Annotated in this window: 25 protein-coding genes; 10 read left to right on the forward strand and 15 right to left on the reverse strand. The window is 63.5% G+C overall.

The features are described from left to right. Positions 1 to 12 precede the first annotated feature (12 nt). The 3 genes from ACLCGK_RS05480 to ACLCGK_RS05490 all read left to right on the forward strand — a co-directional run bounded on the left by ACLCGK_RS05480 (position 13) and on the right by ACLCGK_RS05490 (position 2,170). Positions 13 to 1,161 carry an NAD(P)/FAD-dependent oxidoreductase gene (locus ACLCGK_RS05480; protein WP_410951452.1) on the forward strand — a complete coding sequence of 383 codons (1,149 nt, stop codon included), beginning with the start codon at positions 13 to 15 and terminating at the stop codon, positions 1,159 to 1,161. 186 nt (positions 1,162 to 1,347) lie between these two features. Further along, entirely contained in the window at positions 1,348 to 1,647 is a 300-nt protein-coding gene (locus ACLCGK_RS05485) for an HU family DNA-binding protein (RefSeq protein ID WP_013974808.1), read from the forward strand. A 148-nt stretch (positions 1,648 to 1,795) separates the two neighbouring features. Then, complete coding sequence (locus ACLCGK_RS05490; protein WP_003258183.1) at positions 1,796 to 2,170, forward strand: helicase; 375 nt, start codon at positions 1,796 to 1,798, stop codon at positions 2,168 to 2,170. 129 nt (positions 2,171 to 2,299) lie between these two features. On the opposite strand, the gene ACLCGK_RS05495 is transcribed toward ACLCGK_RS05490, so the two are convergent. The 6 genes from ACLCGK_RS05495 to exbB form a co-directional block, all read right to left on the reverse strand. Next, positions 2,300 to 3,703 carry an aminoacyl-tRNA deacylase and HDOD domain-containing protein gene (locus ACLCGK_RS05495; RefSeq protein ID WP_015272341.1) on the reverse strand — a complete coding sequence of 468 codons (1,404 nt, stop codon included), beginning with the start codon at positions 3,701 to 3,703 and terminating at the stop codon, positions 2,300 to 2,302. Between the two features lie 78 nt (positions 3,704 to 3,781). Further along, a complete protein-coding gene (recG, locus tag ACLCGK_RS05500; protein WP_410951453.1) occupies positions 3,782 to 5,860 on the reverse strand; it encodes an ATP-dependent DNA helicase RecG in 2,079 nt (692 codons plus the stop codon). A gap of 3 nt (positions 5,861 to 5,863) precedes the next feature. After that, positions 5,864 to 6,790, reverse strand: coding sequence for a hydrogen peroxide-inducible genes activator (locus tag ACLCGK_RS05505; protein ID WP_013974805.1), 927 nt, complete (start codon positions 6,788 to 6,790; stop codon positions 5,864 to 5,866). A gap of 94 nt (positions 6,791 to 6,884) precedes the next feature. After that, entirely contained in the window at positions 6,885 to 7,616 is a 732-nt protein-coding gene (locus ACLCGK_RS05510; protein ID WP_410951454.1) for an energy transducer TonB, read from the reverse strand. Next, positions 7,613 to 8,041, reverse strand: coding sequence for a TonB system transport protein ExbD (gene exbD / locus ACLCGK_RS05515; protein ID WP_013974803.1), 429 nt, complete (start codon positions 8,039 to 8,041; stop codon positions 7,613 to 7,615). The genes ACLCGK_RS05510 and exbD overlap by 4 nt, the downstream gene beginning before the upstream one ends. A gap of 3 nt (positions 8,042 to 8,044) precedes the next feature. Further along, complete coding sequence (exbB, locus tag ACLCGK_RS05520) at positions 8,045 to 9,019, reverse strand: tonB-system energizer ExbB (protein ID WP_013974802.1); 975 nt, start codon at positions 9,017 to 9,019, stop codon at positions 8,045 to 8,047. A gap of 190 nt (positions 9,020 to 9,209) precedes the next feature. Here exbB and ACLCGK_RS05525 point away from each other — a divergent pair, with 190 nt between their 5' ends. After that, positions 9,210 to 10,079, forward strand: a complete 870-nt coding sequence (locus ACLCGK_RS05525) for an SDR family oxidoreductase (RefSeq protein ID WP_410951455.1) — start codon at positions 9,210 to 9,212, stop codon at positions 10,077 to 10,079. A 141-nt stretch (positions 10,080 to 10,220) separates the two neighbouring features. On the opposite strand, the gene ACLCGK_RS05530 is transcribed toward ACLCGK_RS05525, so the two are convergent. From ACLCGK_RS05530 to ACLCGK_RS05550, 5 genes are all read right to left on the reverse strand, one after another. Continuing rightward, a complete protein-coding gene (locus ACLCGK_RS05530) occupies positions 10,221 to 10,952 on the reverse strand; it encodes a hypothetical protein (RefSeq protein WP_410951456.1) in 732 nt (243 codons plus the stop codon). 59 nt (positions 10,953 to 11,011) lie between these two features. Beyond that, a complete protein-coding gene (locus ACLCGK_RS05535; RefSeq protein WP_009684531.1) occupies positions 11,012 to 11,392 on the reverse strand; it encodes a RidA family protein in 381 nt (126 codons plus the stop codon). 23 nt (positions 11,393 to 11,415) lie between these two features. Further along, complete coding sequence (spoT, locus tag ACLCGK_RS05540; RefSeq protein ID WP_410951457.1) at positions 11,416 to 13,524, reverse strand: bifunctional GTP diphosphokinase/guanosine-3',5'-bis pyrophosphate 3'-pyrophosphohydrolase; 2,109 nt, start codon at positions 13,522 to 13,524, stop codon at positions 11,416 to 11,418. 59 nt (positions 13,525 to 13,583) lie between these two features. Further along, the gene (gene rpoZ, locus ACLCGK_RS05545; protein WP_003253383.1) at positions 13,584 to 13,847 is read right to left on the reverse strand and encodes a DNA-directed RNA polymerase subunit omega; all 264 of its coding nucleotides are present in this window, start codon (positions 13,845 to 13,847) and stop codon (positions 13,584 to 13,586) included. Positions 13,848 to 14,097: 250 nt separating this feature from the next. Beyond that, complete coding sequence (locus ACLCGK_RS05550) at positions 14,098 to 14,970, reverse strand: LysR family transcriptional regulator (RefSeq protein WP_013974798.1); 873 nt, start codon at positions 14,968 to 14,970, stop codon at positions 14,098 to 14,100. 207 nt (positions 14,971 to 15,177) lie between these two features. Here ACLCGK_RS05550 and ACLCGK_RS05555 point away from each other — a divergent pair, with 207 nt between their 5' ends. The 3 genes from ACLCGK_RS05555 (at position 15,178) to ACLCGK_RS05565 (ending at position 18,992) form a co-directional block, all read left to right on the forward strand. After that, positions 15,178 to 16,560, forward strand: a complete 1,383-nt coding sequence (locus ACLCGK_RS05555; protein ID WP_015272334.1) for a glutamine synthetase family protein — start codon at positions 15,178 to 15,180, stop codon at positions 16,558 to 16,560. A gap of 4 nt (positions 16,561 to 16,564) precedes the next feature. Next, positions 16,565 to 17,338, forward strand: a complete 774-nt coding sequence (locus tag ACLCGK_RS05560; protein ID WP_015272333.1) for a gamma-glutamyl-gamma-aminobutyrate hydrolase family protein — start codon at positions 16,565 to 16,567, stop codon at positions 17,336 to 17,338. Between the two features lie 112 nt (positions 17,339 to 17,450). Continuing rightward, the gene (locus tag ACLCGK_RS05565; RefSeq protein WP_013974795.1) at positions 17,451 to 18,992 is read left to right on the forward strand and encodes an APC family permease; all 1,542 of its coding nucleotides are present in this window, start codon (positions 17,451 to 17,453) and stop codon (positions 18,990 to 18,992) included. A 72-nt stretch (positions 18,993 to 19,064) separates the two neighbouring features. On the opposite strand, the gene gmk is transcribed toward ACLCGK_RS05565, so the two are convergent. Both gmk and ACLCGK_RS05575 read right to left on the reverse strand, forming a co-directional pair. Continuing rightward, complete coding sequence (gene gmk / locus ACLCGK_RS05570; protein ID WP_024087917.1) at positions 19,065 to 19,685, reverse strand: guanylate kinase; 621 nt, start codon at positions 19,683 to 19,685, stop codon at positions 19,065 to 19,067. A gap of 13 nt (positions 19,686 to 19,698) precedes the next feature. Next, a complete protein-coding gene (locus tag ACLCGK_RS05575; protein ID WP_015272331.1) occupies positions 19,699 to 20,562 on the reverse strand; it encodes a YicC/YloC family endoribonuclease in 864 nt (287 codons plus the stop codon). A gap of 228 nt (positions 20,563 to 20,790) precedes the next feature. Here ACLCGK_RS05575 and rph point away from each other — a divergent pair, with 228 nt between their 5' ends. Both rph and ACLCGK_RS05585 read left to right on the forward strand, forming a co-directional pair. Further along, the gene (gene rph, locus ACLCGK_RS05580; protein ID WP_013974792.1) at positions 20,791 to 21,513 is read left to right on the forward strand and encodes a ribonuclease PH; all 723 of its coding nucleotides are present in this window, start codon (positions 20,791 to 20,793) and stop codon (positions 21,511 to 21,513) included. A 23-nt stretch (positions 21,514 to 21,536) separates the two neighbouring features. Further along, the gene (locus tag ACLCGK_RS05585; RefSeq protein ID WP_003258195.1) at positions 21,537 to 21,905 is read left to right on the forward strand and encodes a DUF4870 domain-containing protein; all 369 of its coding nucleotides are present in this window, start codon (positions 21,537 to 21,539) and stop codon (positions 21,903 to 21,905) included. Between the two features lie 132 nt (positions 21,906 to 22,037). On the opposite strand, the gene ACLCGK_RS05590 is transcribed toward ACLCGK_RS05585, so the two are convergent. Continuing rightward, positions 22,038 to 22,817, reverse strand: coding sequence for an exodeoxyribonuclease III (locus ACLCGK_RS05590; protein ID WP_003253401.1), 780 nt, complete (start codon positions 22,815 to 22,817; stop codon positions 22,038 to 22,040). Positions 22,818 to 22,897: 80 nt separating this feature from the next. On the opposite strand from ACLCGK_RS05590, the gene pyrE reads away from it, so the two are divergent. After that, positions 22,898 to 23,539, forward strand: coding sequence for an orotate phosphoribosyltransferase (gene pyrE, locus ACLCGK_RS05595; protein ID WP_003253405.1), 642 nt, complete (start codon positions 22,898 to 22,900; stop codon positions 23,537 to 23,539). A 180-nt stretch (positions 23,540 to 23,719) separates the two neighbouring features. On the opposite strand, the gene argB is transcribed toward pyrE, so the two are convergent. After that, positions 23,720 to 24,625, reverse strand: a complete 906-nt coding sequence (gene argB / locus ACLCGK_RS05600) for an acetylglutamate kinase (protein ID WP_003258198.1) — start codon at positions 24,623 to 24,625, stop codon at positions 23,720 to 23,722.

Consider the following 24,625-nt stretch of genomic DNA (forward strand, 5'->3'; position numbering starts at 1 on the left):
GGAAAGCACGACATGACGTCCCCTGTGGTAATCATCGGTACCGGCCTTGCGGGCTACAACCTGGCCCGTGAATTTCGCAAGCTCGATGCGCAGACGCCGCTGCTGCTGATCACCGCCGATGACGGTCGTTCCTACTCCAAGCCCATGCTGTCCACCGGCTTTGCCAAGCAGAAGGACGCCGACGGCCTGTGCATGGCCGAGCCGGGCGCCATGGCCGAGCAACTGAATGCCGAGATTCGCACCCATACCCGCATCAGCGGCATCGACCCGGGCCACAAGCGCTTGTGGATAGGTGAAGAGGCGGTGGAATACCGCGATCTGGTGCTGGCCTGGGGGGCGCAGACGGTGCAGGTGCCGATCGAAGGTGATGGCGGCGATCGGGTGTTCCCGATCAACGATCTGGAAGACTACGCGCGCTTCCGTGCCGCCGCCGTCGGCAAACAGCGTGTGCTGATCCTCGGTGCCGGCCTGATCGGCTGCGAATTCGCCAACGACATGAGCCTGGGCGGCTTCCAGGTCGATGTGGTGGCGCCGTGCGAGCAAGTCATGCCGACCCTGCTGCACCCGGCTGCTGCCACTGCCGTGCAGGCCGGGCTGGAAGGCCTGGGCGTGCGCTTTCACCTCGGTCCGGTACTGACCCGCCTGCAGCAGGTGGCGCAGGGCCTGGAGGCGCACTTGTCCGACGGCAGCGTGATCACCTGTGACCTGGTGGTTTCGGCCATCGGCCTGCGCCCGCGCACCGACTTGGCTGCCGCTGCTGGCCTGCAGACCAACCGCGGCGTTTGCGTGGACCGCCAGTTGCGCTCGTCCCACGCCAATATCTTTGCCCTTGGCGACTGTGCCGAAGTCGATGGCATCAACCTGCTTTATGTGATGCCGCTGATGAGCTGTGCCCGGGCCCTGGCGCAAACCCTGGCCGGCAAGCCGACAACGGTCGCCTACGGGCCGATGCCGATCACCGTGAAAACCCCGGCCTGCCCGCTGGTGGTCTCGTCGCCGCCCCTGGGCCACGAAGGCACCTGGCAGGTAGAGGGGCAGGGCAGTGACCTCAAGGTGCTCTGCCTTGATGCAGAGGGCAAGCTGCTGGGCTACGCCCTCACCGGGGCGGCCGTGATGGAAAAGCTGGCCCTGAATCGCCAGCTGCCGGCCGTGATGGCGTAAATAGCTGGCGTTCTGTCGGATTTATCCTGTTGTTGCTTGCACAATGGCCGCCCAGATACTGGCGCGGCCCCTGTGCACGTGCCATCCTCACTTCCGTCTGCCGCAGATTAGAGCCTGCGGTGCCTTGAGCGCTGCTCCCAGGGCAGCACGGCATAACAACAAGAATTCCGTCAAAGAGGCTTCACTATGCGCAAACCAGAACTCGCCGCCGTCATCGCCGAAAAGGCCGATCTGACCAAGGAAAAGGCCAATCAGGTTTTGAACGCGATTCTCGACAGCATCACGGGTGCCCTGGACAAGGACACCGTGACCCTGGTCGGTTTCGGCACCTTCGAAAAACGTCATCGCGGTGCGCGTACCGGCAAGAACCCGCAAACCGGTGAACCGGTCAAGATCAAGGCCAGCAATACCGTGGCTTTCAAGCCAGGCAAGAACCTGCGCGACAGCGTCAACGCCCCCGTCAAGCCGGCCAAGAAAGGCAAGTGATCGCTCCCTGACAACTCCAGTGTCAGCCAAGCGGGCGCCCCAGGGCGCCCGTTGTGCTTTCTGCAGGCAAAATGTTTCGAACTTGCATAAATAGTTCTGGAAAAGGATAGACTGCGCGCCTTAGTCACTTTTAATTCGAGGCGCGTTGATGAAGTTCCGCTTTCTTCTCTGGGCCATGGGGCTGTTGATGGCCAGGGCCAGCCGCAACAACCCGGCGTTCCAGCAGCAGCTCAAGGGCAAGGACCTGGTGTTCCAGATGCAGACCCTGGACGGCAAGGTCGCCCGGCACTTCATAGTCAACAACGAACGCATCAGCAGCAAGGGCGGTGCGCACCCGCAGCCAGCGTTCGCCATCGCCTTCAAGGACGCTGCCTATGGTTTCACCACCATGCAGGCAGGTAACAAGCAATTGGCGTTCATGCAGGGGATTCAGGACAAGCACATCCAGATCAAGGGCAACCCGGCGCTGGTGATGTGGTTCCAGGGATTGATGAAGTACCTGAAGCCGAAGAAGAAGGGCTGAAACCCAACGGGGATGTCGATGCTTTACCTGTGGGAGCGGGCATGCCCGCGAAACAAACGACGCGGTGCATGGCACCGGCTTCGCCGGTGTTCGCGGGCACGCCCGCTCCCACAGGTTACGCGTTAATGCTTAATGCGGGGCGTGGAACTGCGAAGCCAGCTCACGCAGCAGGCTCTCTGCTTCGAGCACCTTGTTCACCACATCCTCGGCCTTGTCCCGGGTAATCCCCAGCCGCTCCAGCAATTCGTCTGGAATCTCCTGCTGTGGCCCCGAGCCAATCCCCCGCGAGCGCAGCAATCGTGTAGCCAGGCACACCAGGTTGGGGAACGCCGAAAACTCGCCTTCATAGGCCGGGTCGTGCTGGAAGCGCAGTGCGGCGGACAGTTCTTCCGGCATGTCCCACAGCTTCATCAACCATGCACCGATCTGCTCGCGGCTGATGCCCAGCAGGTGTTGTTCCACATAGGTGTGGCACAGGTGCGGGTTGACCTCCAGGTGGCGGCAGATCAGCGAGAAGTGCGGCGGGAAAACGTGCGCCAACAGCAGGTAGCCAAAGTTGTGCAGCAGCCCGGCCAGGTAGGTCAGGCCGGCCTCAGGGCGCTCGGCCCGTGGCATGGCGCGGGTCAGGCCTTCGATGATCGCGGCGGTGTAGATCGACTGCTGCCAGTACGGCGTGGCTTGCTGCGGGTGGTCTTTCGGCAGGCTCAGGGTCTTGCCCAGCGCCAGGCCCAGGGCCAGGTTGATCACCAGGTCGAAGCCCAGCACACGCACGATGGCGTCTTCCACCGAGCGGATCTTGCCCGGAGAGGCGTAGTAGGGCGATGCCGCCCAGCTCACCACCTGTGCCGCCAGCGCCGGATCGGTTTCGACCACGCCGGTGATATCGTCGATGCTGGCGTTGGGGTCTACCCGTAGCTTGATGATCTTTTGCGCGGTGTCGGCCAGCGGCGGGATTTCGATGGTTTCTTCCAGGCGCTTCTGGATGCGCCGGGCAGTGAAGGCCTGGACGGCGTTGGTGATTTCCCGGGTGTCATCATCGGGGCGGTCGAGGTTGGGGTTGATTGCCTCGACTTCCTGGCCGAAGCTGCTGGCGCTGGCCTTGGCCAGCATCCGCTTGAAGTGTGCGCGTTCGATTTCCAGCAGCAGGCCGGCTTCGCCAGACTGGATAAACACGGTTTCGGCGTCGAGCAGGCTCTTTTCGTACTGGCACGGCGAGCTGGTCAGCGCCGGAATGCCTGGCAGGGCCTTGAGCTGGTGCTTGTCCAGCATCTGCTTCAGGCGAGGCACCGACACCGCAGTGAGCTTGCGACCGGTCAGTTCGGCCAGGCGGTTGAGGTCCAGCAGCTGGCTCTGCGGGAATAGCACCATCAGGGCGCCGACCTCGTCGTCGAGCAGCACGGCCTGTACCCGCGACGCTGCCGGCAGGTGCGGATGTTCGACCACCTCGCGGTAGGCCACGCCGAGTTTGTCGAGCAGCAGCCGGATGACCGAGGGAGCGTGTGGGGTTGCGGTGTCCAGGGCAACTTCAGTCATGGTCCGTATCCACTGATTCCTTTAAACGCGAAGTATAACCAGCCTCTGGGCAAATCTGGATCCATTATGGGACCAGCGTCACACTTGGCCATATTGCTGGCCATGACGCAGCCAGCGATCGAGCAGCGGGCTGACGTGCTCCGGCCAGCGTGCGATCAGGGCCTGGGCGGCGTCGCGCACGGCCGGCAGCAGGTCGGCGTCACGCATCAGGTCGGCGACCTTGAACTGCAACAGGCCTGTCTGGCGGGTGCCGAGCATCTCGCCCGGGCCACGCAGCTCCAGGTCCTTTTCGGCGATGATGAAGCCGTCGTTGGTTTCCCGCATGATCCCTAGCCGCTCGCGGCCGATCTGCGACAGTGGTGGGTGGTACAGCAGCACGCAATGGCTGACGGCGCTGCCCCGGCCAACCCGGCCACGCAACTGGTGCAGCTGTGCCAGGCCCAGGCGCTCTGGGTTCTCGATGATCATCAGGCTGGCGTTGGGCACATCCACGCCCACCTCGATGACCGTGGTGGCGACCAGCAACTGCAGGTTGCCGGCCTTGAACTCAGCCATGATCTCAGCCTTTTCCGCCGGCTTCATGCGCCCGTGGATCAGCCCTACCCGCAGCTCGCCCAAGGCGCTGCCCAGCTCCTCGTAGGTGCTTTCGGCGGCCTGGCAGGTAAGCTCTTCGGATTCTTCGATCAGTGTGCACACCCAGTAGGCCTGGCGCCCTTCGGCGCAGGCGGCGCGCACCCGCTCGACCACTTCGAAGCGGCGGCTATCGGCCACCAGCACGGTGTTCACCGGGGTGCGTCCGGGTGGCAGTTCGTCGAGCACCGAGGTGTCCAGGTCGGCGTAGGCGCTCATGGCCAAGGTGCGCGGAATGGGTGTGGCGGTCATGATCAGCTGGTGCGGGCACAATTCCCCGGCCACGCCCTTCTTGCGCAGGGCCAGGCGTTGCTGCACGCCAAAACGGTGCTGTTCATCGATGATCGCCAGGGCCAGGTGCTTGAACTTCACCTCTTCCTGGAACAGCGCATGGGTGCCGACCACCATTGGCGCGCCATTGGCGATCTGCTCCAGGGCGGCTGCCCGGGCTTTGCCCTTTAGCTTGCCGGCCAGCCACGCGACTTCGATGCCCAGCGGTTCGAGCCAGCGCTTGAAGGTGATGTAGTGCTGTTCGGCGAGGATCTCGGTGGGTGCCATCAGGGCCACCTGGTAGCCGGCTTCCAGGGCCTGCAGCGCGGCCAGGGCGGCGACCACGGTCTTGCCGGCACCCACATCGCCCTGCACCAGGCGCATCATCGGCTCTTGCTGGCTGAGGTCGTAAGCAATTTCGTTGGCCACCCGCTGCTGTGCGCCGGTCGGCTGGAAACCCAAGTTGGCCAGGTACTGTGCCTGCAGGCGCTGGGCCTTGGGCAGCACTGGCGCGCGCAGGCTGCGCAGGCTTTCACGCAGGCGTTGCTGCGACAACTGGTGGGTCAGCAGTTCTTCGAAGGCCAGGCGGTGCTGGGCCCAGTGCTGGCCTTCGGCAAGCTCGTCGAGGTCGGCGTCGGCCGGCGGGTTGTGCAGGTAGCGGATGGCATCGTCCAGCGGCGCCAGCTGGTAGTCCCGGGCCAGTTCGTCGGGCAGCCAGTCCGGCAGGCTGCGCGGGCCCAGCAGGCCCAGGCTCTGCTGACACAGCAGCCGCAGGCGTTGCTGGGTAAGGCCTTCGGTGGACGGATAGATCGGCGTCAGGGTCTGCTCGACCGGTGGCGGCGGTTCGTCGCCGTTCAGCGCCCGGTATTCCGGGTGGTAGATTTCCAGGCCCGAAGCGCCGGGGCGTGCTTCGCCGTAGCAGCGCAGGTGGGTGCCACGCTTGAAGCCTTCCTTCTGCGCGTTGCTGAAGTGGTAGAAGCGCAGGCTCAGCACACCGCTGCCGTCACCCAGGCGCACCACCAGGCTGCGGCGCTTGCCCATGGTCACGTCGGCGCCGCTGACCACGCCCTCGATCACTGCGTCCTGGCCAGGGCGCAGTTGACCGATCGGCACCACGCGGGTGCGGTCCTGGTAGCGCAGGGGCAGGTGGAACAGCACGTCCTGCAGGTTCTCCAGGCCGACCTTGGCGAGCTTCTCCGCCATGGCCTCGCCAACCCCCTTGAGTACCGTCACCGGGACCTTCGACAGCTCACTCATGACTCAGGCCGGTTGTTCCGCAGGGGCTTTGGCGACCGAGCACAGGCGGATCGAGTCGGCGAGGATCTCGATGGCCTTCGGCCGCGGGAAGCTGGCGCGCCAGGCGATGGCTACGGTGCGGAATGGTGCCGGTGCGGTCAGTGGGCGAACCTCGATGACACCGGGGGCGTAGTGGTGGCTGTGCACCGCCGACAGCGGCAGGATCGACACGCCAAGGCCCGAGGCCACCATGTGACGGATGGTTTCCAGCGAGCTGGACTCCACCGTGGTGTGCTTGGAGCCTTCACCGCCCTTGTTCAGCGTTGGACAGGCCTCCAGTACCTGGTCGCGGAAGCAGTGGCCTTCACCGAGCAGCAACAGGCTCTTGTCGTTGAGCATGGCGGTGTCGATGGTCTTTTTCGCTGTCCACGGGTGGTCAGCCGGCATCAGGGCGCAGAACGGCTCATCGTACAGCGGCAGGGTCAGCACGTCGGCTTCGTTGAACGGCAGGGCGATGATCACCGCGTCCAGTTCGCCGTTGCGCAGCTTTTCGCGCAGTACGTGGGTGAAGTTCTCTTCGATGTAAAGCGGCATCTGCGGTGCCACGCGGTGCAGCTGCGGAATCAGGTGCGGGAACAGATACGGGCCGACGGTGTAGATGGCACCGACCTTGAGTGGCGCAGTCAGCTGGTTCTTGCCGGCCTGGGCCAGCTCGCGAATGCCCTGGGCCTGCTCCAGTACCTTTTGCGCCTGGGCGACGATGCTTTCGCCGACCGGGGTCAGGCGGACCGCGCTCTTGCTGCGCTCGAAGATCAGCACGCCAAGCTCATCCTCGAGCTTCTTCACACCGACCGACAGGGTCGGCTGGCTCACGTGGCAGCGTTCGGCGGCATGCCCGAAATGCTGTTCCTGGGCGAGTGTGACGATGTAGCGTAATTCTGTGAGGGTCATAACGTGCGTCCATGAAGTTGCGAGCCCAGCATAGCGGCTGCAATCGATAGACGCACGTTATCAGACTTGCCGATTTGTGACAGAAACAAAAGTCTCAGCGGCGGTCCAGCGAGTAGACGAACGGGGCCACGACTTCGATCGTGCCATTGTTCAGCAACTCGGGTGGCGGCTTGGGTACCGTGCCGGCCCGACGGATCATTTCCAGGGTCGCCCGGTCCAGAGCGGCACTACCCGAACCTCCGGCCATGGAGTACGACACCACCTTGCCTTCGGCGTCGACCACGAAACGTAAGCGGTTTATGCCCTGCAGCCCGCGACGGCGCGCGTCTTCCGGGTAACGCTTGTACTTGGCCAGGTGACGCAGCAGGTCGCTCTGCCAGGTCGGCAGGGCTTTGCTGTTGGACGCAATGCTCGGTGCCGGTGCCGCGGACTTCTGCGGTGGCGCGTTGCTGGGTGGTGCGTCTACCGTTTGTTCGGTCGGCGGTGCTTCCTTCGGCGGCTCAGGCTTCTTCTCGGGCTTGGGCGGCTGTGGCTTGGCCTTTGGCTTGGGCGGCTTGGGAATGGCGATCTTGGGCTTGGGTGCCTCGGCCAGCTTCGGCAGCGGCGGTTCCTCGACCGGTGCCGGTGGCTGCGGCGCCGCTTTCGGGGGCGGTGGTGGCGCAGGCTCCGGCAACGGCGCCAGCTCAACCATCATGGCTGCCGGTGGCAGTTCGATGGCCTGGGGCACCGACCAGTTGAGCGTCAGCAGCACGGCGACCACGTGCACGCCCAGCACGATCGCCAGGCTGCCACCGTAGCGCGCCATGTTCGAGCGCGTTCTTGTCATTTCTTGGCTGCCGTCTCTAGACCTACCAGACCGACTTTCAGGTAGCCGGCCGCGCGCATGTTGTTCATCACTTCCATCAGGTCACCGTAATCCACGCCTTTGTCAGCCTGGAAGAAGATGGTGGTTTCCTTGTCGCCCTTGGTCTTGGCGTCGAGCATCGGGCCAAGCTGGTCGGGGGCAGGGACCTGGTCATCACCGACGTACAGCTTCTGGTCGGCCTTGACGCTGACGAACACCGGTTTCTCGGGCCTCGGCGCCGGCTTGGCGGTCGAGGCCGGCAGGTCGACCTTGATGTCGACCGTGGCCAAGGGGGCTGCGACCATGAAGATGATCAGCAGCACCAGCATCACGTCGATGAACGGCGTAACGTTGATTTCGTGGTTTTCGGCGAGGTCGTCGCCACCTTCGTTGAGATGCAGGCCCATGGCTTACCCCACTTTCACCATGTGCGGGGCAACACGCTCGCTGCCCTGGTGGTCCAGATCGCGGCTGACCAGCAGCAGCACCTGGGCGGAGGCGTCGGACACCTGGGCCTTGTAGCCGGCGATGGAGCGGGCGAAGACGTTGTAGATGACCACGGCCGGAATTGCGGCGACCAGACCCAGGGCGGTGGCCAACAGGGCTTCGGCGATACCTGGGGCAACCACGGCCAGGTTGGTGGTCTGGGTCTTGGCGATGCCGATGAAGCTGTTCATGATGCCCCAAACGGTACCGAACAGGCCGACGAATGGCGCAGTGGAGCCGATGGTGGCGAGTACGCCGGTGCCGCTGCTCATGGTGCGACCGCTGGCGTGTACCAGGCGCTCCAGGCGGAAGCTGACGCGCTCCTTGATGCCCTCTTTTTCGCGGGCGTTGGCCGACAGGCGCATCTCTTCGAGTGCGTCGTGGACCAGGGTGTGGGCCAGGGTGCCTTCCTTGTTGGAAACGTCGCTGGCTTCCTTGAGGCTGGCGGATTTCTTCAGCAGGGCGATTTCACCACGCAGGCGACGCTTGGCGCCCATCAGCTCGAAGCCTTTGGCAATCCAGATGGTCCAGGTGATGATGGAGGCGATGGCAAGGCCGATCATCACCGCCTTCACCACCACGTCGGCGTTCTTGTACATGCCCCAAGGGGACAGGTCGTGGGCCATGCCCAGCGAGGTGTCTTCAACCAGAGCCTCGACGCTCGGGTCTGCAGCGACCGGGGCATCAACCGGGGTGGCGGCAACAGCACCGCCGGCCGGTGCTGCGGCTGGAGCAACTGCCGGAGCAGCCGGTGCGGTAGCGGCAGCAGGCGCGGCAGCATTGGCGGTTGGCTCATCGGCCATGGCCACTGGGGCCAGCACCAGGCTGAGTGTCAGCGCGGCGATGGCGCGCCAGGCGCGCGACGGGGTTGGCGAAGCGGAAGGTTGAGTACGTGTCATGCTGGCCGGACCTGATGAAGAATGAAGTTAACGTTCTCCAAGGCCTCGAGGTAGGCCGAGAACAATTTGGCGGCCATTATTGCAAGTAATTCTTGTTAACAAAAGTAATCTTGTTGCTTTTTTCGCCTATGGTCTAGCCATCCATCGTGTAGCGTGGTCGGGCTGATCAATTGGTCTAGGGAGTTTAGAGATGTCAGACCTTTCCGTGATGGTGGTGGGATGTGGTGATGTAGGCGGGCGCCTTGCCCGGCAGATGCTTGCGCGCGGTTGGCAGGTGAGCGGCCTGCGTCGCTCGGTCGGGCAGTTGCCTGCGGGGGTCGTGCCGGTGGCAGCGGACTTGTCCGTGCCATCGCTTCCAGACGCCTGGCCGCAGCACGCGCCGGACTACCTGGTGTATTGCGTGGCGGCGAGCCAGCATGACGAGGCGGGTTACCAGGCAGCCTATGTCGACGGTTTGCGCCATGTGCTGGGTTGGCTGGCCGAGCGCGGGCAATGCCCACGACGGCTGCTGTTCGTGTCCAGCAGCAGCGTGTATGCACAGAAGGACGGCGAGTGGATCGAAGAAGGCGCGGCCACCGAGCCTGAAGGTTATTCCGGGCGGTTGATGCTGGAGGCTGAGCGGCTGGCACTGGCCAGCGGCATCCCGGCCAGTGTGGTGCGCCTGACCGGCATCTATGGCCCCGGCCGCGAGTGGCTGCTCAGTCAGGTGCGCCAGGGCTATCGCGTGGCCGAGGAGCCACCGCTGTATGGCAACCGCATCCATGCTGAGGATGCTGCCAGCCTGTTGGCGTTCCTGTTGCAGGCCGATGCCGACGGCAAGGTGCTCGACGACTGCTACATCGGCGTCGACGACGACCCGGCGCCGCTGGCCGATGTGGTGGCCTGGCTGCGGGCGTACATGGGGATAACCGAGTGGTCGGATGAGCAGCGGGTGCGCCGTACCGGCAGCAAGCGCTGCAGTAATGCCCGGGCGCGGGCATTGGGCTGGGCGCCGATGTATCCGAGTTACAGGGAAGGTTATGCGGCCATCCTTGAGGGTAAAAACCAGCCTCAGGCCTGATGCGCCCCCTGTAGGAGCGGCCTTGTGCCGCGATAGGGCTGCGAAGCAGCCCCGGCATTCTATGCGGCGACGCTGAAATCCCGGGGCCGCTGCGCGCCCCATCGCGACACAAGGCCGCTCCTACAGGGACCGCGCAGGTTTTCAGTCCAGCTCCAGCACCCACTGGCGCTTGCCGGCCGCCAACACTGGCATTTCATCCGGCTGCGCGCGGTTCACTGCCTGGAAGATCTCCAGCTTGTCGCCATCGCGCTTGAGGATGAACGGCGCGCCACGCTGGTTGCGCTCCAGCCACAGGCTGTCATTGCTGCCACCCATGGTCGCGCAATCACCCGCCAGGCACAGGGCGAAACGGTCTGGCCCTGGCAGGCCGGTGACGTTGCCGGTGTCGCCGAAGCGCACGCTGGCACCTTTGCCCTGGCCTTCGACGATCTTCCAGTTGCCGCCCAGATAGGCCTGGTACAGGGCTTTCTCGAAGGTGCTGCCCAGTGGCGCATTGGTCGCCGCCGGTGCTTTGGCGCGAACGAAGGTCTGCTTGCCGCCGCGTTGATCGACCGCCTGCAGTTCGTCGCCATCGAGCGACAGCTGTTCGGTCTGGCCACCCTGGAAGCTGGCCTGCCATTGCTTGTCGGTGGCGCTCAGCTGGCCGTCGGCCGCTTCGAAACCATTGCTGTAGCTGGCCTGTTGGCTGGCTACGTCGAGCTTCCACTCGAATACCGGCCCGTGCTCATTGAGCGCCTGACGCAGGCTGCCGCCCTTGACGGCCGCATTGATGGCGTCCTGATTGATCCAGGTGCCGTTGAAATCTTCGGGTTTGTGGCTGGCGCAGCCGCCCAGAAGCAGGGCTGCCAGCGCGAGGGGCAGTGCTTGACGCATGAGGGGATAACCTTGCAAAGGAGGGAAGGTGACGGGCGGGGTGCCCGTCACCGAGGGCATCATTCGATGACCAGAATGGCGTCCATTTCGACCTGGGCGCCTTTCGGCAGCGCGGCAACGCCGATGGCGGCGCGGGCCGGGTAAGGCTGCTCGAAGTAGCGGCCCATCACCTCGTTGACCTTGGCGAAGTGGCTCAGGTCGGTGAGGAAGATGTTCAGCTTGACGATGTCCTTGAACGAACCGCCAGCGGCTTCAGCCACGGCCTTGAGGTTCTCGAACACCTGTACGGTCTGGGCTTCGAAGCCTTCGACCAGTTCCATGGTCTTCGGGTCCAGCGGGATCTGGCCCGACATGTACACGGTGTTGCCGGCCTTGATCGCCTGCGAGTAGGTGCCGATGGCGGCAGGGGCCTTGTCGCTGTTGATGACGGTCTTGCTCATGATGACTCCTTGCGGTTGGCGGACTACGTACGCATGCGGGTGATGCGGACCACACCGGTCAGGGTACGCAGCTTCTTGATCACACGCGCCAGGTGCACGCGGTCGTGCACGCTGACCACCAGTTGGACCACGCTGATACGGCCGTCGCGTTCGTCCATGCTGATCTTCTCGATGTTGCCGTCGGCGGCGTTGACACTGCTGGCCAGCAGGGCAATCAGGCCGCGCTGGTGCTCCAGTTCGACACGCAACTCGACATTGAACTCACCGGTGATGTCCTTGGCCCAGGAGAGTTGTACGCACTTTTCCGGGTTGTGGCGGATTTCACTGATGTTGCGGCAGTTTTCCAGGTGCACGACCATGCCCTTGCCGGCTGACAGGTGGCCGACGATCGGGTCGCCCGGGATTGGTGTGCAGCACTTGGCGTAGCTCAGCACCAGCCCTTCGGTACCACGAATCGCCAGCGGACCTTCCGGTGCCGGCAGCTGCTCGCCTTCGGCCGACAGCAGGCGGCGCGCGACCACGTAGGCCATGCGGTTGCCCAGGCCGATGTCTTCGAGCAGGTCTTCGATCAGCTCCAGGCGGTACTCGGCGAGAATGGTCTGGATGCGCTCTTGGGGGATCATTTCCAGGCTGCTGTCGAAGCCGGTGAGCACCTTGTTCAGCAGGCGTTCGCCCAGGCTGATGGACTCGGAGCGACGCTGCTGCTTGAGCGCGTGGCGGATGTGCGTGCGCGCCTTGCCGGTAACCACGAAGTTGAGCCAGGCCGGGTTCGGCCGCGCGCCCGGGGCGCTGACGATTTCCACCGTCGAGCCGCTTTGCAGCGGTTCGGACAGCGGCGCCAGGCGGCGGTTGATGCGGCAGGCGATGCAGCTGTTGCCGACGTCGGTGTGCACCGCGTAGGCGAAGTCGACGGCCGTGGAGCCTTTGGGCAGTTCCATGATGCGGCCTTTGGGCGTGAACACGTAGACCTCGTCCGGGAACAGGTCGATCTTCACGCTCTCGATGAATTCCAGCGAGTTGCCGGCACGTTGCTGCAGCTCGAGGATGCCCTTGACCCACTGGCGAGCGCGGGCGTGGCTGCCCTTGGGTTGCTCGTCGTCGTTGGACTTGTACAGCCAGTGCGCGGCAATGCCGTTGTTGGCCATCTCTTCCATCTCGCGGGTGCGGATCTGGATTTCGATGGGCACGCCGTGCATGCCGAACAGCGTGGTGTGCAACGACTGGTAGCCGTTGGCCTTGGGGATCGCGATGTAATCCTTGAAGCGACCGGGCAGCGGCTTGTACAGGTTGTGCACCGCACCGAGTACGCGGTAGCAGGTATCGACCTTGTCCACGACGATGCGGAAGGCGTACACGTCCATGATCTCGTTGAAGGCGCGGCGCTTGCCGCGCATCTTCTTGTAGATGCCATAGAGGTGTTTCTGCCGGCCACTGACTTCGCCCTCGATGCCGTCGGCGGCCAGGCAGTTGGCCAGCGAATGCTCGATCTTGGCGACGATCTCCTTGCGGTTGCCGCGTGCGCTTTTCACCGCGCGGTGGATCAGCGACGAACGCATCGGGTGCATGGCCTTGAAGCCGAGGTCCTCGAACTCAACGCGCACGGTGTGCATGCCCAAGCGGTTGGCAATGGGGGCGTAGATCTCGAGGGTTTCCTTGGCGATGCGCCGGCGTTTTTCGCCGGACAGCACTTCCAGGGTGCGCATGTTGTGCAGGCGGTCGGCCAGCTTGACCAGGATCACGCGGATATCGCGGGCCATGGCCATGGCCATCTTCTGGAAGTTTTCGGCTTGCGCCTCGGCCTTGGTCTCGAAGTTCATCTGGGTCAGCTTGCTGACCCCATCGACCAGTTCGGCCACGGTCTCGCCAAACTGCTGGCTGAGGGCTTCCTTGGCGATGCCGGTATCTTCGATCACGTCGTGCAGCATGGCCGCCATCAGGCTCTGATGGTCCATGTGCATGTCGGCGAGGATGCTGGCCACGGCCAGCGGGTGGGTCACGTAGGGCTCGCCACTGCGGCGGCGCTGCCCATCGTGGGCCTGTTCGGCGTAGAAATAGGCGCGCCGGACCAGGTTGACCTGTTCGGGGCCAAGGTAGGTCGACAGCCGTTCGGCCAAGGCTTCTATACCCGGCATGGGTTCACCTCCTGCCGAGGAAGGGGGCCTTGCGCCGTGCGACGTCGACCTGGCATCAATCAGACAGCCTCGTTGTTCTCGTCCTCGAACGCGGCGAACACCGGATCCTCGGTGACGATCTCTTCAGCGGCGATGAACTCGTTGGTGACGATGCCTTCGGCGATTTCACGCAGGGCAACAACGGTCGGCTTGTCGTTTTCCCACGCAACGCGTGGCTCTTTGCCGCCGGTCGCCAGCTGGCGAGCGCGCTTGGTCGAGAGCATGACCAGCTCAAAGCGGTTATCCACGTGTTCCAGGCAGTCTTCAACAGTTACGCGGGCCATGGTCTTCCTCAGTAGCAATTGCGGTGGGCGTGCAGCCCGATAATGGGCAGGCGGACTCGATAGTTTAAAAAATCACCAGCCAATAGGGAAGCGCTGTTTTGTCGGGTAGATCGGTGTGGAGTTCTTCGCGGGCACGCCCGCTCCCACAAGTCCTGCACAGTTCTCACCGCCGCCGCGTTACCTGTGGGAGCGGGCGTGCCCGCGAAAAGGCCGGAACAGACACTATCAATACTTGAGCCTGACGATAACCTCAGAGCATCGCGTCACGCAACCGCGGGGTCAGTTCCTCGAACAAGGTCTGCACCGAGCGCAACGCCCGGCAGTCCGGCCGGGTCAGCAGCCACAGCTGGGTGTCGCAACCCGGCAGCGGCCCGCTCAGCGCATCCACCCCGGGCAGAGCATGCACCATGTAGTCCGGCAGCGCTGCCACGCCGAGCCCGGCCGTGACCAGTTGAGCAATGGTCGACATGCCGCTGCACTGGTAGCGCGGGCTCAACCCCGGGTGCTGCTGGTTGCGCCAGACCACCGTAGGGTGGTCCTGCATCGAGTCGTCGGGGGCGATCCACGGCACGCTGGCAGGCGACTCGGCCAGACGTTCGCGCCACTGCGGCTGCCCGCAAACCACGTAGGAGGTGGACCCCAGGTTGCGGCCCACCAGGTGCTCCGGTGGCGTGTTGGTCAGGCGCAGGGCAATGTCGGCATCGCGCCGGCTGAGGTTGGCGAAGGTGTTGGAGGTGCCCATCTCCAGCGACAAGGCCGGGTAGTTGGGCATGAACTCGGCCAGCGCCGGCAGCAGCAGGCTGTGCATCACCGCTTCGGTACAGGTCAGTCGTACCGTGCCGCTTACAACCTGCTCGCCACTGGTCATGGCGATGCGCGCCGCCTCCAGCGCCTGCTCGGCGCGCTCGGCCTGCTCGGCCAGGGCCTGGGCGGTGTCGGTCGGCAGGTAGCCTTTGCGGCTCTTGACGAACAAGGCGGTGCCCAGCGCCGACTCCAGCCGGCGGATCGAGCGGAACACCGTCGAAACATCGACCTTGAGCAACTCGGCAGCCTTGGCCAGCGAGCGGCCACGTTCCAGGGCCAGGACCAGGGAGAGGTCGGCATGGGTAATCTGATATTGCATTGGTGCACGCTCTGCTTGCCGAATTGCCAATGTCTGTTGCGTTTTGGCCATTTTATAGTGAAACGGCCCCCGGGAATCAATGCGCCCGGTCGGGTAACCAATCCCCACGATGGGAAAGTGAAAAGAACAACAGCTGCAACCATCGTCGCCCGTGAGGCGCCAGCCGTATCCCCCACATCGCCGCAGCAAATCAAAGGATGTACAGCCATGACGTCGGTAACCCCGTGCGCCAGTTCTTCCAGCGAGATGAATGACTTCCTCCAGGCCCATCCGGACACGCAGTACGTCGACCTGCTGATCTCCGACATGAACGGCGTGGTACGTGGCAAGCGCATCGAGCGGGCCAGCCTGCACAAGGTGTACGAGAAGGGCATCAACCTGCCGGCATCGCTGTTCGCGCTGGACATCAACGGGTCCACCGTCGAGAGCACCGGCCTTGGCCTGGACATCGGCGATGCCGACCGCATCTGCTTCCCGATCCCCGGCACGCTGTCGGACGAGCCGTGGCAGAAGCGCCCCACCGCCCAGCTGCTGATGACCATGCACGAACTGGATGGCCAGCCGTTCTTCGCCGACCCGCGCGAAGTACTGCGCCAGGTGGTGAGCAAGTTCGATGACCTGGGCCTGGATATCTGCGCCGCGTTCGAGCTGGAGTTCTACCTGATCGACCAGGACAATCTCAACGGTCGCCCGCAGCCGCCGCGCTCGCCGATTTCCGGCAAACGCCCGCAGTCGACCCAGGTGTACCTGATCGACGACCTCGATGAATATGCCGACTGCCTGCAGGACATGCTCGAAGCGGCCAAGGAGCAAGGCCTGCCAGCCGACGCCATCGTTAAGGAAAGCGCACCGGCACAGTTCGAGGTCAACCTGCATCATGTTGCCGACCCGCTGAAGGCCTGCGACTACGCGATCCTGCTCAAGCGCCTGATCAAGAACGTTGCCTACGACCATGAAATGGACACCACCTTCATGGCCAAGCCCTACCCGGGCCAGGCAGGCAATGGCCTGCACGTGCACATTTCGTTGCTGGACAAGAAAACCGGCAAGAACATCTTCGCCAGCGACGACCCGCTGCAAAGCGACGCGCTGCGCCACGCCATCGGTGGTGTGCTGGAGACCATGCCGGCGTCGATGGCCTTCCTCTGCCCGAACATCAACTCCTACCGCCGCTTCGGCGCGCAGTTCTACGTGCCCAATGCGCCAAGCTGGGGCCTGGACAACCGTACCGTGGCGGTGCGCGTGCCAACCGACAGCAGCGACAACGTGCGCCTCGAGCACCGCGTGGCCGGTGCCGACGCCAACCCCTACCTGATGCTCGCGGCGATCCTCGCCGGTGTTCACCACGGCCTGACCAACCAGGTCGAGCCGCAGGCACCGATCGAAGGCAACTCCTACGAACAGCTGGAGCAGAGCCTGCCGAACAACCTGCGCGATGCCCTGCGCGCGCTGGACGACAGCGAAGTCCTCAACCAATACATCAGCCCGGACTACATCGATATCTTCGTGGCCTGCAAGGAAAGCGAACTGGCCGAGTTCGAAGTGTCGATTTCCGATCTCGAGTACAACTGGTACCTGCACACGGTGTAAGCCCATGAGCGCAAATGCGGTCCCCTTGATCGGTGTCAGCGCCTGCCGCCAGCAGGTGGGGAAGAACTCGTCGCATACGGTAGGCGACAAGTATGTCGAGGCAGCCGGCTTTGCCGGCTTGCCATTGATCTTGCCGGCCCGTGACGGGGGCAGCGACACGCAGGCGCTGCTGGCCCGTCTGCACGGCATTGTTTTTACCGGCTCACCTTCAAATATCGAACCGCATCATTACAATGGCGCCCCCAGCGCGGCGGGTACCCGACACGATCTGGCACGCGATCGCCTGACCCTGCCACTGTTGCAGGCGGCCATTGCCGCCGGTGTGCCGGTGTTCTGTATTTGCCGTGGCTACCAGGAATTGAACGTGGCCCTGGGCGGCAGCCTGCACCAGCGCGTGCAGGAACTGCCCGGCTACCTGGACCACCGTGAACCAGAGGACGCACCTCTGGAGGTGCAATACGGCCCTCGTCACCTTGTCGGCATCGAGCCTGGCGGGTTGTTCGAGCGCCTGGGCCTGGCGGCGCAGTTTGAGGTCAACTCGTTGCACAGCCAGGGCATCGACCGTCTGGCCCCAGGCCTGCGCGTCGAGGCACGGGCCCCGGATGGCCTGATCGAAGCGGTGTCCATGCCTGCCGCGCCGGGCTTTGTGCTCGGCGTGCAGTGGCACCCGGAGTGGCGATTTACCGAAAACCCGGTCTCGTTGCGCCTGTTCCAGGCGTTTCGCGAGGCCTGTTTTGCTTATGCAACACGGGAGGGCGCACGGCAGGAGGCACTCTGACGTCACCCGAAGGTCTCGGATGACTTGTTCCCGGCAGCAAGCTTTCAATGAGTGAAAGCGGGCCTTGTACGCAAGGCCTGTAAAACAATTCCAAAATTTACGGCAAATACTCATGAGCAATTACACAGAAGCCGGCCGCCCACCCGATGTGGCGGCCGACGCGGGCAACACCCAGCGCAGCAAGGGGCTGGCCACCGGCCGGCTGGGCTTGCTGGCCAGCGTGGTGCTAGGCATTTCCACCATCGCCCCGGTCTACACCCTGACCGGCGCCCTTGGCCCGACCGTGCGTGAAGTGGGCGCGCACCTGCCAGCGGTATTCATCGTCGGCTTCCTGCCGATGCTGTTGGTAGCCTTGGGCTACCGCGAACTGAACTCGGCGGAGCCGGACAGCGGTACTTCGTTTACCTGGTCGGCGCGTGCCTTCGGTCCGATGATCGGCTGGATCGGTGGCTGGGGTCTGGTGGTCGCCACCACCATCGTGTTGTCGAACCTGGCAGGGGTGGCGGTCGACTTCTTCTATCTGTTCCTTGGTCAGATTACCGGCAAGCATGAACTGGCGGCATTGGCCGACAACCTGCTCATCAACATAACCACCTGTTGCGTGTTCATCGCCCTGGCGGTGTGGATCTGCTGCCGTGGCATGACCACCACCATGACGGTGCAATATGGCTTGGTGGCCCTGCAGTTGCTGGTGCTGATCGGCTTTGCCTTTGCCGCTTTCGGCGAAACCACAGCGCCGCCACCGCTGGAATTCGATTTCGCCTGGTTCAACCCGTTCGGCGTCGAATCTTTCTCGGCCTTTGCCGCCGGGCTGTCTCTGTCGATCTTCATCTTCTGGGGCTGGGACGTGTGCCTGACTGTCAGCGAGGAATCGGTCGGCAGCGACGAGGTGCCGGGCAAGGCGGCCACCTGGACCGTGCTGCTGATCCTCGGCCTGTACCTGTTCACCGCCATTGCCACCCTGCAGTTTGCTGGTATCAGCGAACAGGGCCTGGGCCTGAACAACCCGCGCATCCAGGAAAACGTCTTCGCTCACCTGGCCGGCCCGGTCATGGGGCCGCTGGCGATCCTGATGTCCATCGCCGTGCTGGCCAGTACCGCGGCGTCGCTGCAGTCGACCTTCGTGTCGCCGGCGCGCACACTGTTGGCCATGGGTTACTACGGTGCGGTGCCGCAGAAGTTCGCCAGCGTCTGCCCACGTTCGCAGACCCCGCGTTACGCCACCATCTGCGCCGGCGTGGCCGCGGGCCTGTTCTACGTGACCATGCGCACCCTGAGCGAGAACGTGTTGGCGGATACCATCACTGCACTGGGCATGATGATCTGCTTCTACTATTCGCTGACGGCCTTCGCCTGTGTCTGGTACTTCCGCCACAGCCTGTTCGACAGCCTGCGCCACTTCCTGATGCGCGGCTTGTGCCCGCTGGTGGGTGGGGTGATCTTGTCGGTTATCTTCGTGCGTACCGCCATCGACAGCGCCTCGCCGGACTTCGGCAGCGGCTCGCATGTGGGCGGGCTGGGGCTGGTGTTCGTGATCGCCGCGATCATCTCGGTGCTGGGGATCGTGCTGATGATGCTGTCGCGGCTGCGCGCGCCGGCGTACTTCCTGGGGGCTACCCTGCGTCAGCAGGCTACCTTGCCATTGCAGGAATAAATGATTGGGGCCGCTTTGCGGCCCTTCGCGCCGAACCGCCGCGAAGGGCTGCAAAGCAGCCCCATGGGTCTTTCAGGAGAGCAGTTCTTTCAGAAGCCCGCTGTTGCGCTGTTGCTGCTTGTTCAGCAGCAGGCGGTTCGAGCGGAACACTGCCTTCAAGTCCTCCAGCGCCTCGTCGAAGTCATCGTTGATGATCACGTAGTCATACTCGTCGTAGTGCACCATCTCGCTGACCGCTTCCTTCATGCGCCCGGCGATGATTTCTTCGCTGTCCTGCCCGCGGCCGTCCAGGCGCTCGCGCAGTGCCTGCTGGCTTGGTGGCAGGATGAACACCGACAAAGCCTGCGGCATCAGCTTGCGTACCTGCTGGGCGCCTTGCCAGTCGATTTCCAGGATCAGGTCGTAACCCTGGTTCAGGGTCTGCTGCATGGCGCTGCGCGAGGTGCCGTAGAAGTTGCCGAACACCTCGGCATGCTCCAGGAAGTCGCCTTGGTCGATCAGAGCCTTGAATTCCTCGTGGACGACGAAGTGGTAGTTCACCCCGTGCTGCTCACCCGGGCGCATGGCGCGGGTGGTGTGCGAGACCGAGACGCGGATTTGCGAGTCGTCCTGGGTCAGGGCAGTGACCAGGCTGGTCTTGCCGGCGCCCGAAGGGGCCGAAACGATGTAGAGAGTGCCGCTGCTGTGCTTCATGGTCGGGGTGGCCTTACTCGATGTTCTGTACTTGTTCACGCATCTGTTCGATCAATACCTTCAGGTTGACCGCCGCTTGCGTGCTGCGTGGGTCGAAGGCTTTGGAGCCGAGGGTGTTGGCCTCGCGGTTGAGTTCCTGCATCAGGAAGTCGAGGCGCCGCCCGGCAGCACCGCCACCCTTGAGCACGCGGCGCACTTCGGTGACGTGGGTGCTGAGGCGGTCGAGCTCCTCGGCCACGTCGCTCTTCTGGGCCAGTAGCACCATCTCCTGCTCCAGACGTTGCGGGTCGAGTTCGGCCTGCATATCGCCGAAGCGGTCGAGGATCTTCTGCCGCTGTGCTGCCAGCATCTGCGGCACCAGGGCGCGCAGGGTGGTGACTTCGCTGGCCATGTTGTCCAGGCGTTCGTTGATCAGCCGGGCCAGTTCCAGGCCTTCACGCTGACGCCCGGCCTTGAGCTCGGCCAGCGCCTCATCGAACAACGCCATGGCTTCGGTATTCAATGCCTGCGGATCGTTGGCGTCGGCCACCAACACGCCTGGCCAGGACAGCACCTCCAGCGGGTTCAGTGGTGCCGGCTGCTTGATCAGGCCGGCCACTTCCTCGGCGGCGGCAACCAGCTGCGCGGCGCGCTCGCGGTCCACCTTCAGCGGTTTGCCGTTGCTGTCTTCGTTGAGGCGCAAGGTGCATTCTACCTTGCCCCGCGACAGGCCTTGGCGCAGCCCTTCACGCACGGCGCCTTCGAGGTCGCGCAGGGCCTCGGGCAGGCGCAGGTGCGGCTCCAGGTAACGGTGGTTGACCGAACGCAGCTCCCAGACCAGGGTGCCTTGGCTGCCGGCGCGCTCGACACGAGCAAAAGCGGTCATGCTGTGCACCATGGGGAGTACCTCGCGTATATGAATGAACGGTGGGAGCCTCTCGGCTGCAAGGCGCAGGATTGTAGCGCAGTGGGGCCTCGGCGCCCAATCCACCCATGTTACCGACGGGTGGCCTGGCCGGTAGGAAAAGGCGACGGGCTGTGCCGGGCGCGACAATAGGCATGTCTTCCCCGGGCCATGGGCTCTATAATGCTCGGCAGATTCAAAGTCCCAGTACAGGTATCCCAGATGAAACGTCCAAGTGGTCGCGCCGCCGATCAGCTCCGCTCGATCCGCATTACCCGCAACTACACCAAGCACGCCGAAGGGTCGGTACTGGTCGAGTTCGGTGACACCAAGGTCATCTGCACGGTCAGCGTGGAAAACGGTGTGCCGCGCTTTCTCAAAGGCCAGGGCCAAGGCTGGCTGACTGCCGAGTACGGCATGCTGCCGCGCTCCACCGGCGAGCGTAACCAGCGTGAAGCCAGCCGTGGCAAGCAGGGTGGCCGCACGCTGGAAATCCAGCGTCTGATCGGCCGTTCGCTGCGCGCCGCGCTGGACATGAGCAAGCTCGGTGATATCACCCTGTACGTCGACTGCGACGTGATCCAGGCCGATGGTGGCACCCGTACCGCGTCCATCACCGGTGCAATGGTCGCTCTGTGCGATGCCCTGGCGGTGATCAAGAAGCGCGGTGGCCTGAAAGCCGGCAACCCGCTCAAGCACATGATCGCCGCAGTGTCGGTGGGCATGTATCAGGGCGAAGCGGTGCTCGACCTGGACTACCTGGAAGACTCCGCCGCCGAAACCGACCTGAACGTGGTCATGACCAGCGCCGGTGGTTTCATCGAAGTGCAGGGTACTGCTGAAGGTGCGCCGTTCCAGCCTGAAGACTTCAACGCCATGCTCGCCCTGGCGCAGAAGGGCATGAGCGAGATCTTCGAACTGCAGCAGGCGGCACTGGCCGACTGAACCCAGCCAGGGAGGTGCGGGGCATGAGCGAATCGAACCTGTCGATCACCCCGCCCAATGCCGAAATCCGGCAGTGGGCGATGTTCTGCCACCTCTCCGCGCTGCTGGGCCTGGTGGTGCCGCTCGGGCACTTGCTGGGCCCGCTGGTGCTTTGGCACCTCAAGCGCGAGCAAGACCCTTTCATCGACGCCCAGGGCAAAGAGGCGCTGAATTTTCAGATCAGCGTGACCATTGCCGGGTTCATCTGCTTCCTGCTGATGTTCGTTTTCATCGGGCTGGTGCTGTTCGCCATGCTGATGGTCGCGGTGATGATCCTGATCATCATTGCGGCTGTGCGGGCGAATGAGGGCAAGCCGTATCGCTACCCGATGATCTGGCGGCCGATCAAATAGCAGTTAGGGCCGCTCTGCGGCCCATCGCCGGCAAGCCAGCTCCCACAAGGATCACCACAGTTTTTGAAACCTGTGGTGTACCTGTGGGAGCTGGCTTGCCGGCGATGGGCTGCAAAGCAGCCCCAATCGCATTCAAATGGTCAACGTCCAGTCATAGTCGACAATCAGCGGCGCATGCTGGGAGAAGCGCGGCTGACGCGGCAGGCGGGCATTGCGCACGAAGCGGCGCAGGCCCGGGGTGAGGATCTGGTAGTCGAACCGGTAGCCCAGGTTGAGCATCTCGGCCTGCTCGTTGTCCGGCCACCAGCTGTACTGGTCGCCTTCACGGCTGACTTCGCGTAGGGCGTCGACGTAACCCATCTCGCCGGTGATCGCATCCATCCAGGCACGCTCCGGCGCCAGGAAACCCGGCGACTGCTGGCTGTCACGCCAGTTCTTGATATCGAGCTTCTGCTGCGCCACGTAGAACGAGCCGCAGTAGATGTATTCGCGACGCTTGCGACGCTGTTTGTCCAGGTACTTGGCGAAGTCGTCCATCAACTTGAACTTCTGGTTCAAGTCTTCGTCGCCGTTCATACCCGAAGGCAGCAGCAGGCTGGCAATACTGACTTTGTCGAAATCTGCTTGCAGGTAACGCCCGTAGCGGTCGGCTGTCTCGAAGCCCAGGCCGGTGATGACTGCCTTGGGCTGCATGCGCGAATACAGGGCCACACCACCTTGGGCAGGCACCTCCGCGTCGCAGGCATAAAGGAAATAGCCATCGAGCTGGAAAGCTGGGTCATCGAGTTCAAAGGCCGAGGCGCGGGTATCCTGAAGGCAGATGACGTCGGCATTCTGGGCTTGCAGCCAGCTGAGCAAACCACGCTCGGCCGCAGCCTGAATGCCATTTACGTTCACACTGATGATCCGCATAAATGGCCCCAAAAATCTCGTGCGTGTATGATACCCGAGCTCAACCCATTTAGCTAAATCCGTGGTGTCCGGGACTATCCATGCAGCCGTATCAGCGCGACTTCATCCGTTTTGCCATCGATCGCGGGGTACTGCGTTTCGGTGAATTCACCCTGAAATCGGGGCGTACCAGCCCGTATTTCTTCAATGCCGGCCTGTTCAACACCGGTTCCGCCCTGGCCGAACTGGGCCGTTGCTATGCCGCAGCCATCGTCGACAGCAAGATCCCGTTCGATGTGCTGTTCGGCCCGGCCTACAAGGGTATCCCGCTTGCAGCGACAACTGCCGTGGCCCTTGCCGATCAGCATCAGCTCGATGTGCCATGGTGCTTCAACCGCAAGGAAGCCAAGGACCACGGTGAAGGTGGCAGCCTGGTCGGTGCACCGCTGGCCGGTGACGTACTGATCATCGACGACGTGATCACCGCCGGTACCGCCATTCGTGAGGTCATGCAAATCATCAATGCCCAGCAGGCCAAGGCCGCTGGCGTGCTGATCGCGCTGAACCGCGAAGAGCGTGGCAATGGCGAGCTGTCGGCGATCCAGGAAGTGGAACGCGACTTCGGTATTCCGGTGGTCAGCATCGTTTCGCTGACCCAGGTGCTGGAGTTCCTGGCCGATGACCCGCAGCTGAAGCAGCATCTGCCGGCGGTCGAGGCTTACCGGGCGCAGTACGGTATCTGATTCGGGCCTGGAAATGAAAAAGGCGACCTTCTTGTGAAGGTCGCCTTTTTTGTTTCTGTCTGCACCGGCCTCATCGCCGGCAAGCCAGCTCCCACAAATACCCCACAGGTTTCATATCTTGTGGGATCTCTGTGGGAGCTGGCTTGCCGGCGATAGGGCCAGTGCAGGCTAACCAACCAATCAGCGCTGCTTGCGGTTGGTAATCAGGGTACCCACGCCGCTGTCGGTGAAGATCTCCAGCAGCACCGCATTCGGCACGCGGCCGTCGATGATGTGGGAGCTATTCACACCGCCCTGCACGGCATCCAGCGCGCACTTGATCTTCGGCAGCATGCCGCCGTAGATGGTGCCGTCGGCGATCAGTTCATTGACCTGCTCGGTGGTCAGGCCGGTCAGTACCTCGCCCTGCTTGTCCATCAGGCCGGCGATGTTGGTCAGCAGCATCAGCTTCTCGGCCTTCAGCGCCTCGGCTACCTTGCCCGCCACCAGGTCGGCGTTGATGTTGTACGACTCACCGTTGGCACCCACGCCGATCGGCGCGATCACCGGGATGAAGTCGCCCTTCACCAGCATGTTCAGCAGGTCGGTGTTCACACTCACCACTTCGCCCACGTGGCCGATGTCGATGATTTCCGGGGTGGTCATCTCGGGCGTCTGGCGGCTGACGGTCAGCTTGCGGGCGCGGATCAGCTCCGCGTCCTTGCCGGTCAGGCCGATGGCGCTGCCGCCGTGGCGGTTGATCAGGTTGACGATGTCCTTGTTGACCTGGCCACCCAGCACCATCTCCACCACGTCCATGGTCGCCGAGTCGGTGACGCGCATGCCGTCGATGAAGTGGCTTTCGATCGACAGGCGCTTGAGCAGGTCGCCGATCTGCGGGCCACCACCGTGGACCACCACCGGGTTGATGCCCACAGCCTTCATCAGCACGATGTCACGGGCGAAGCCGGTCTTGAGCTCCTCGCTTTCCATCGCGTTGCCGCCGTACTTGATCACCAGGGTCTTGCCGACAAAGCGGCGGATGTAAGGCAGTGCTTCGGACAAAACCTCGGCTACATGGGAAGCGGCATCGCGATCGAGGGTCAT

This window comes from Pseudomonas sp. S1(2024), assembly GCF_046557535.1.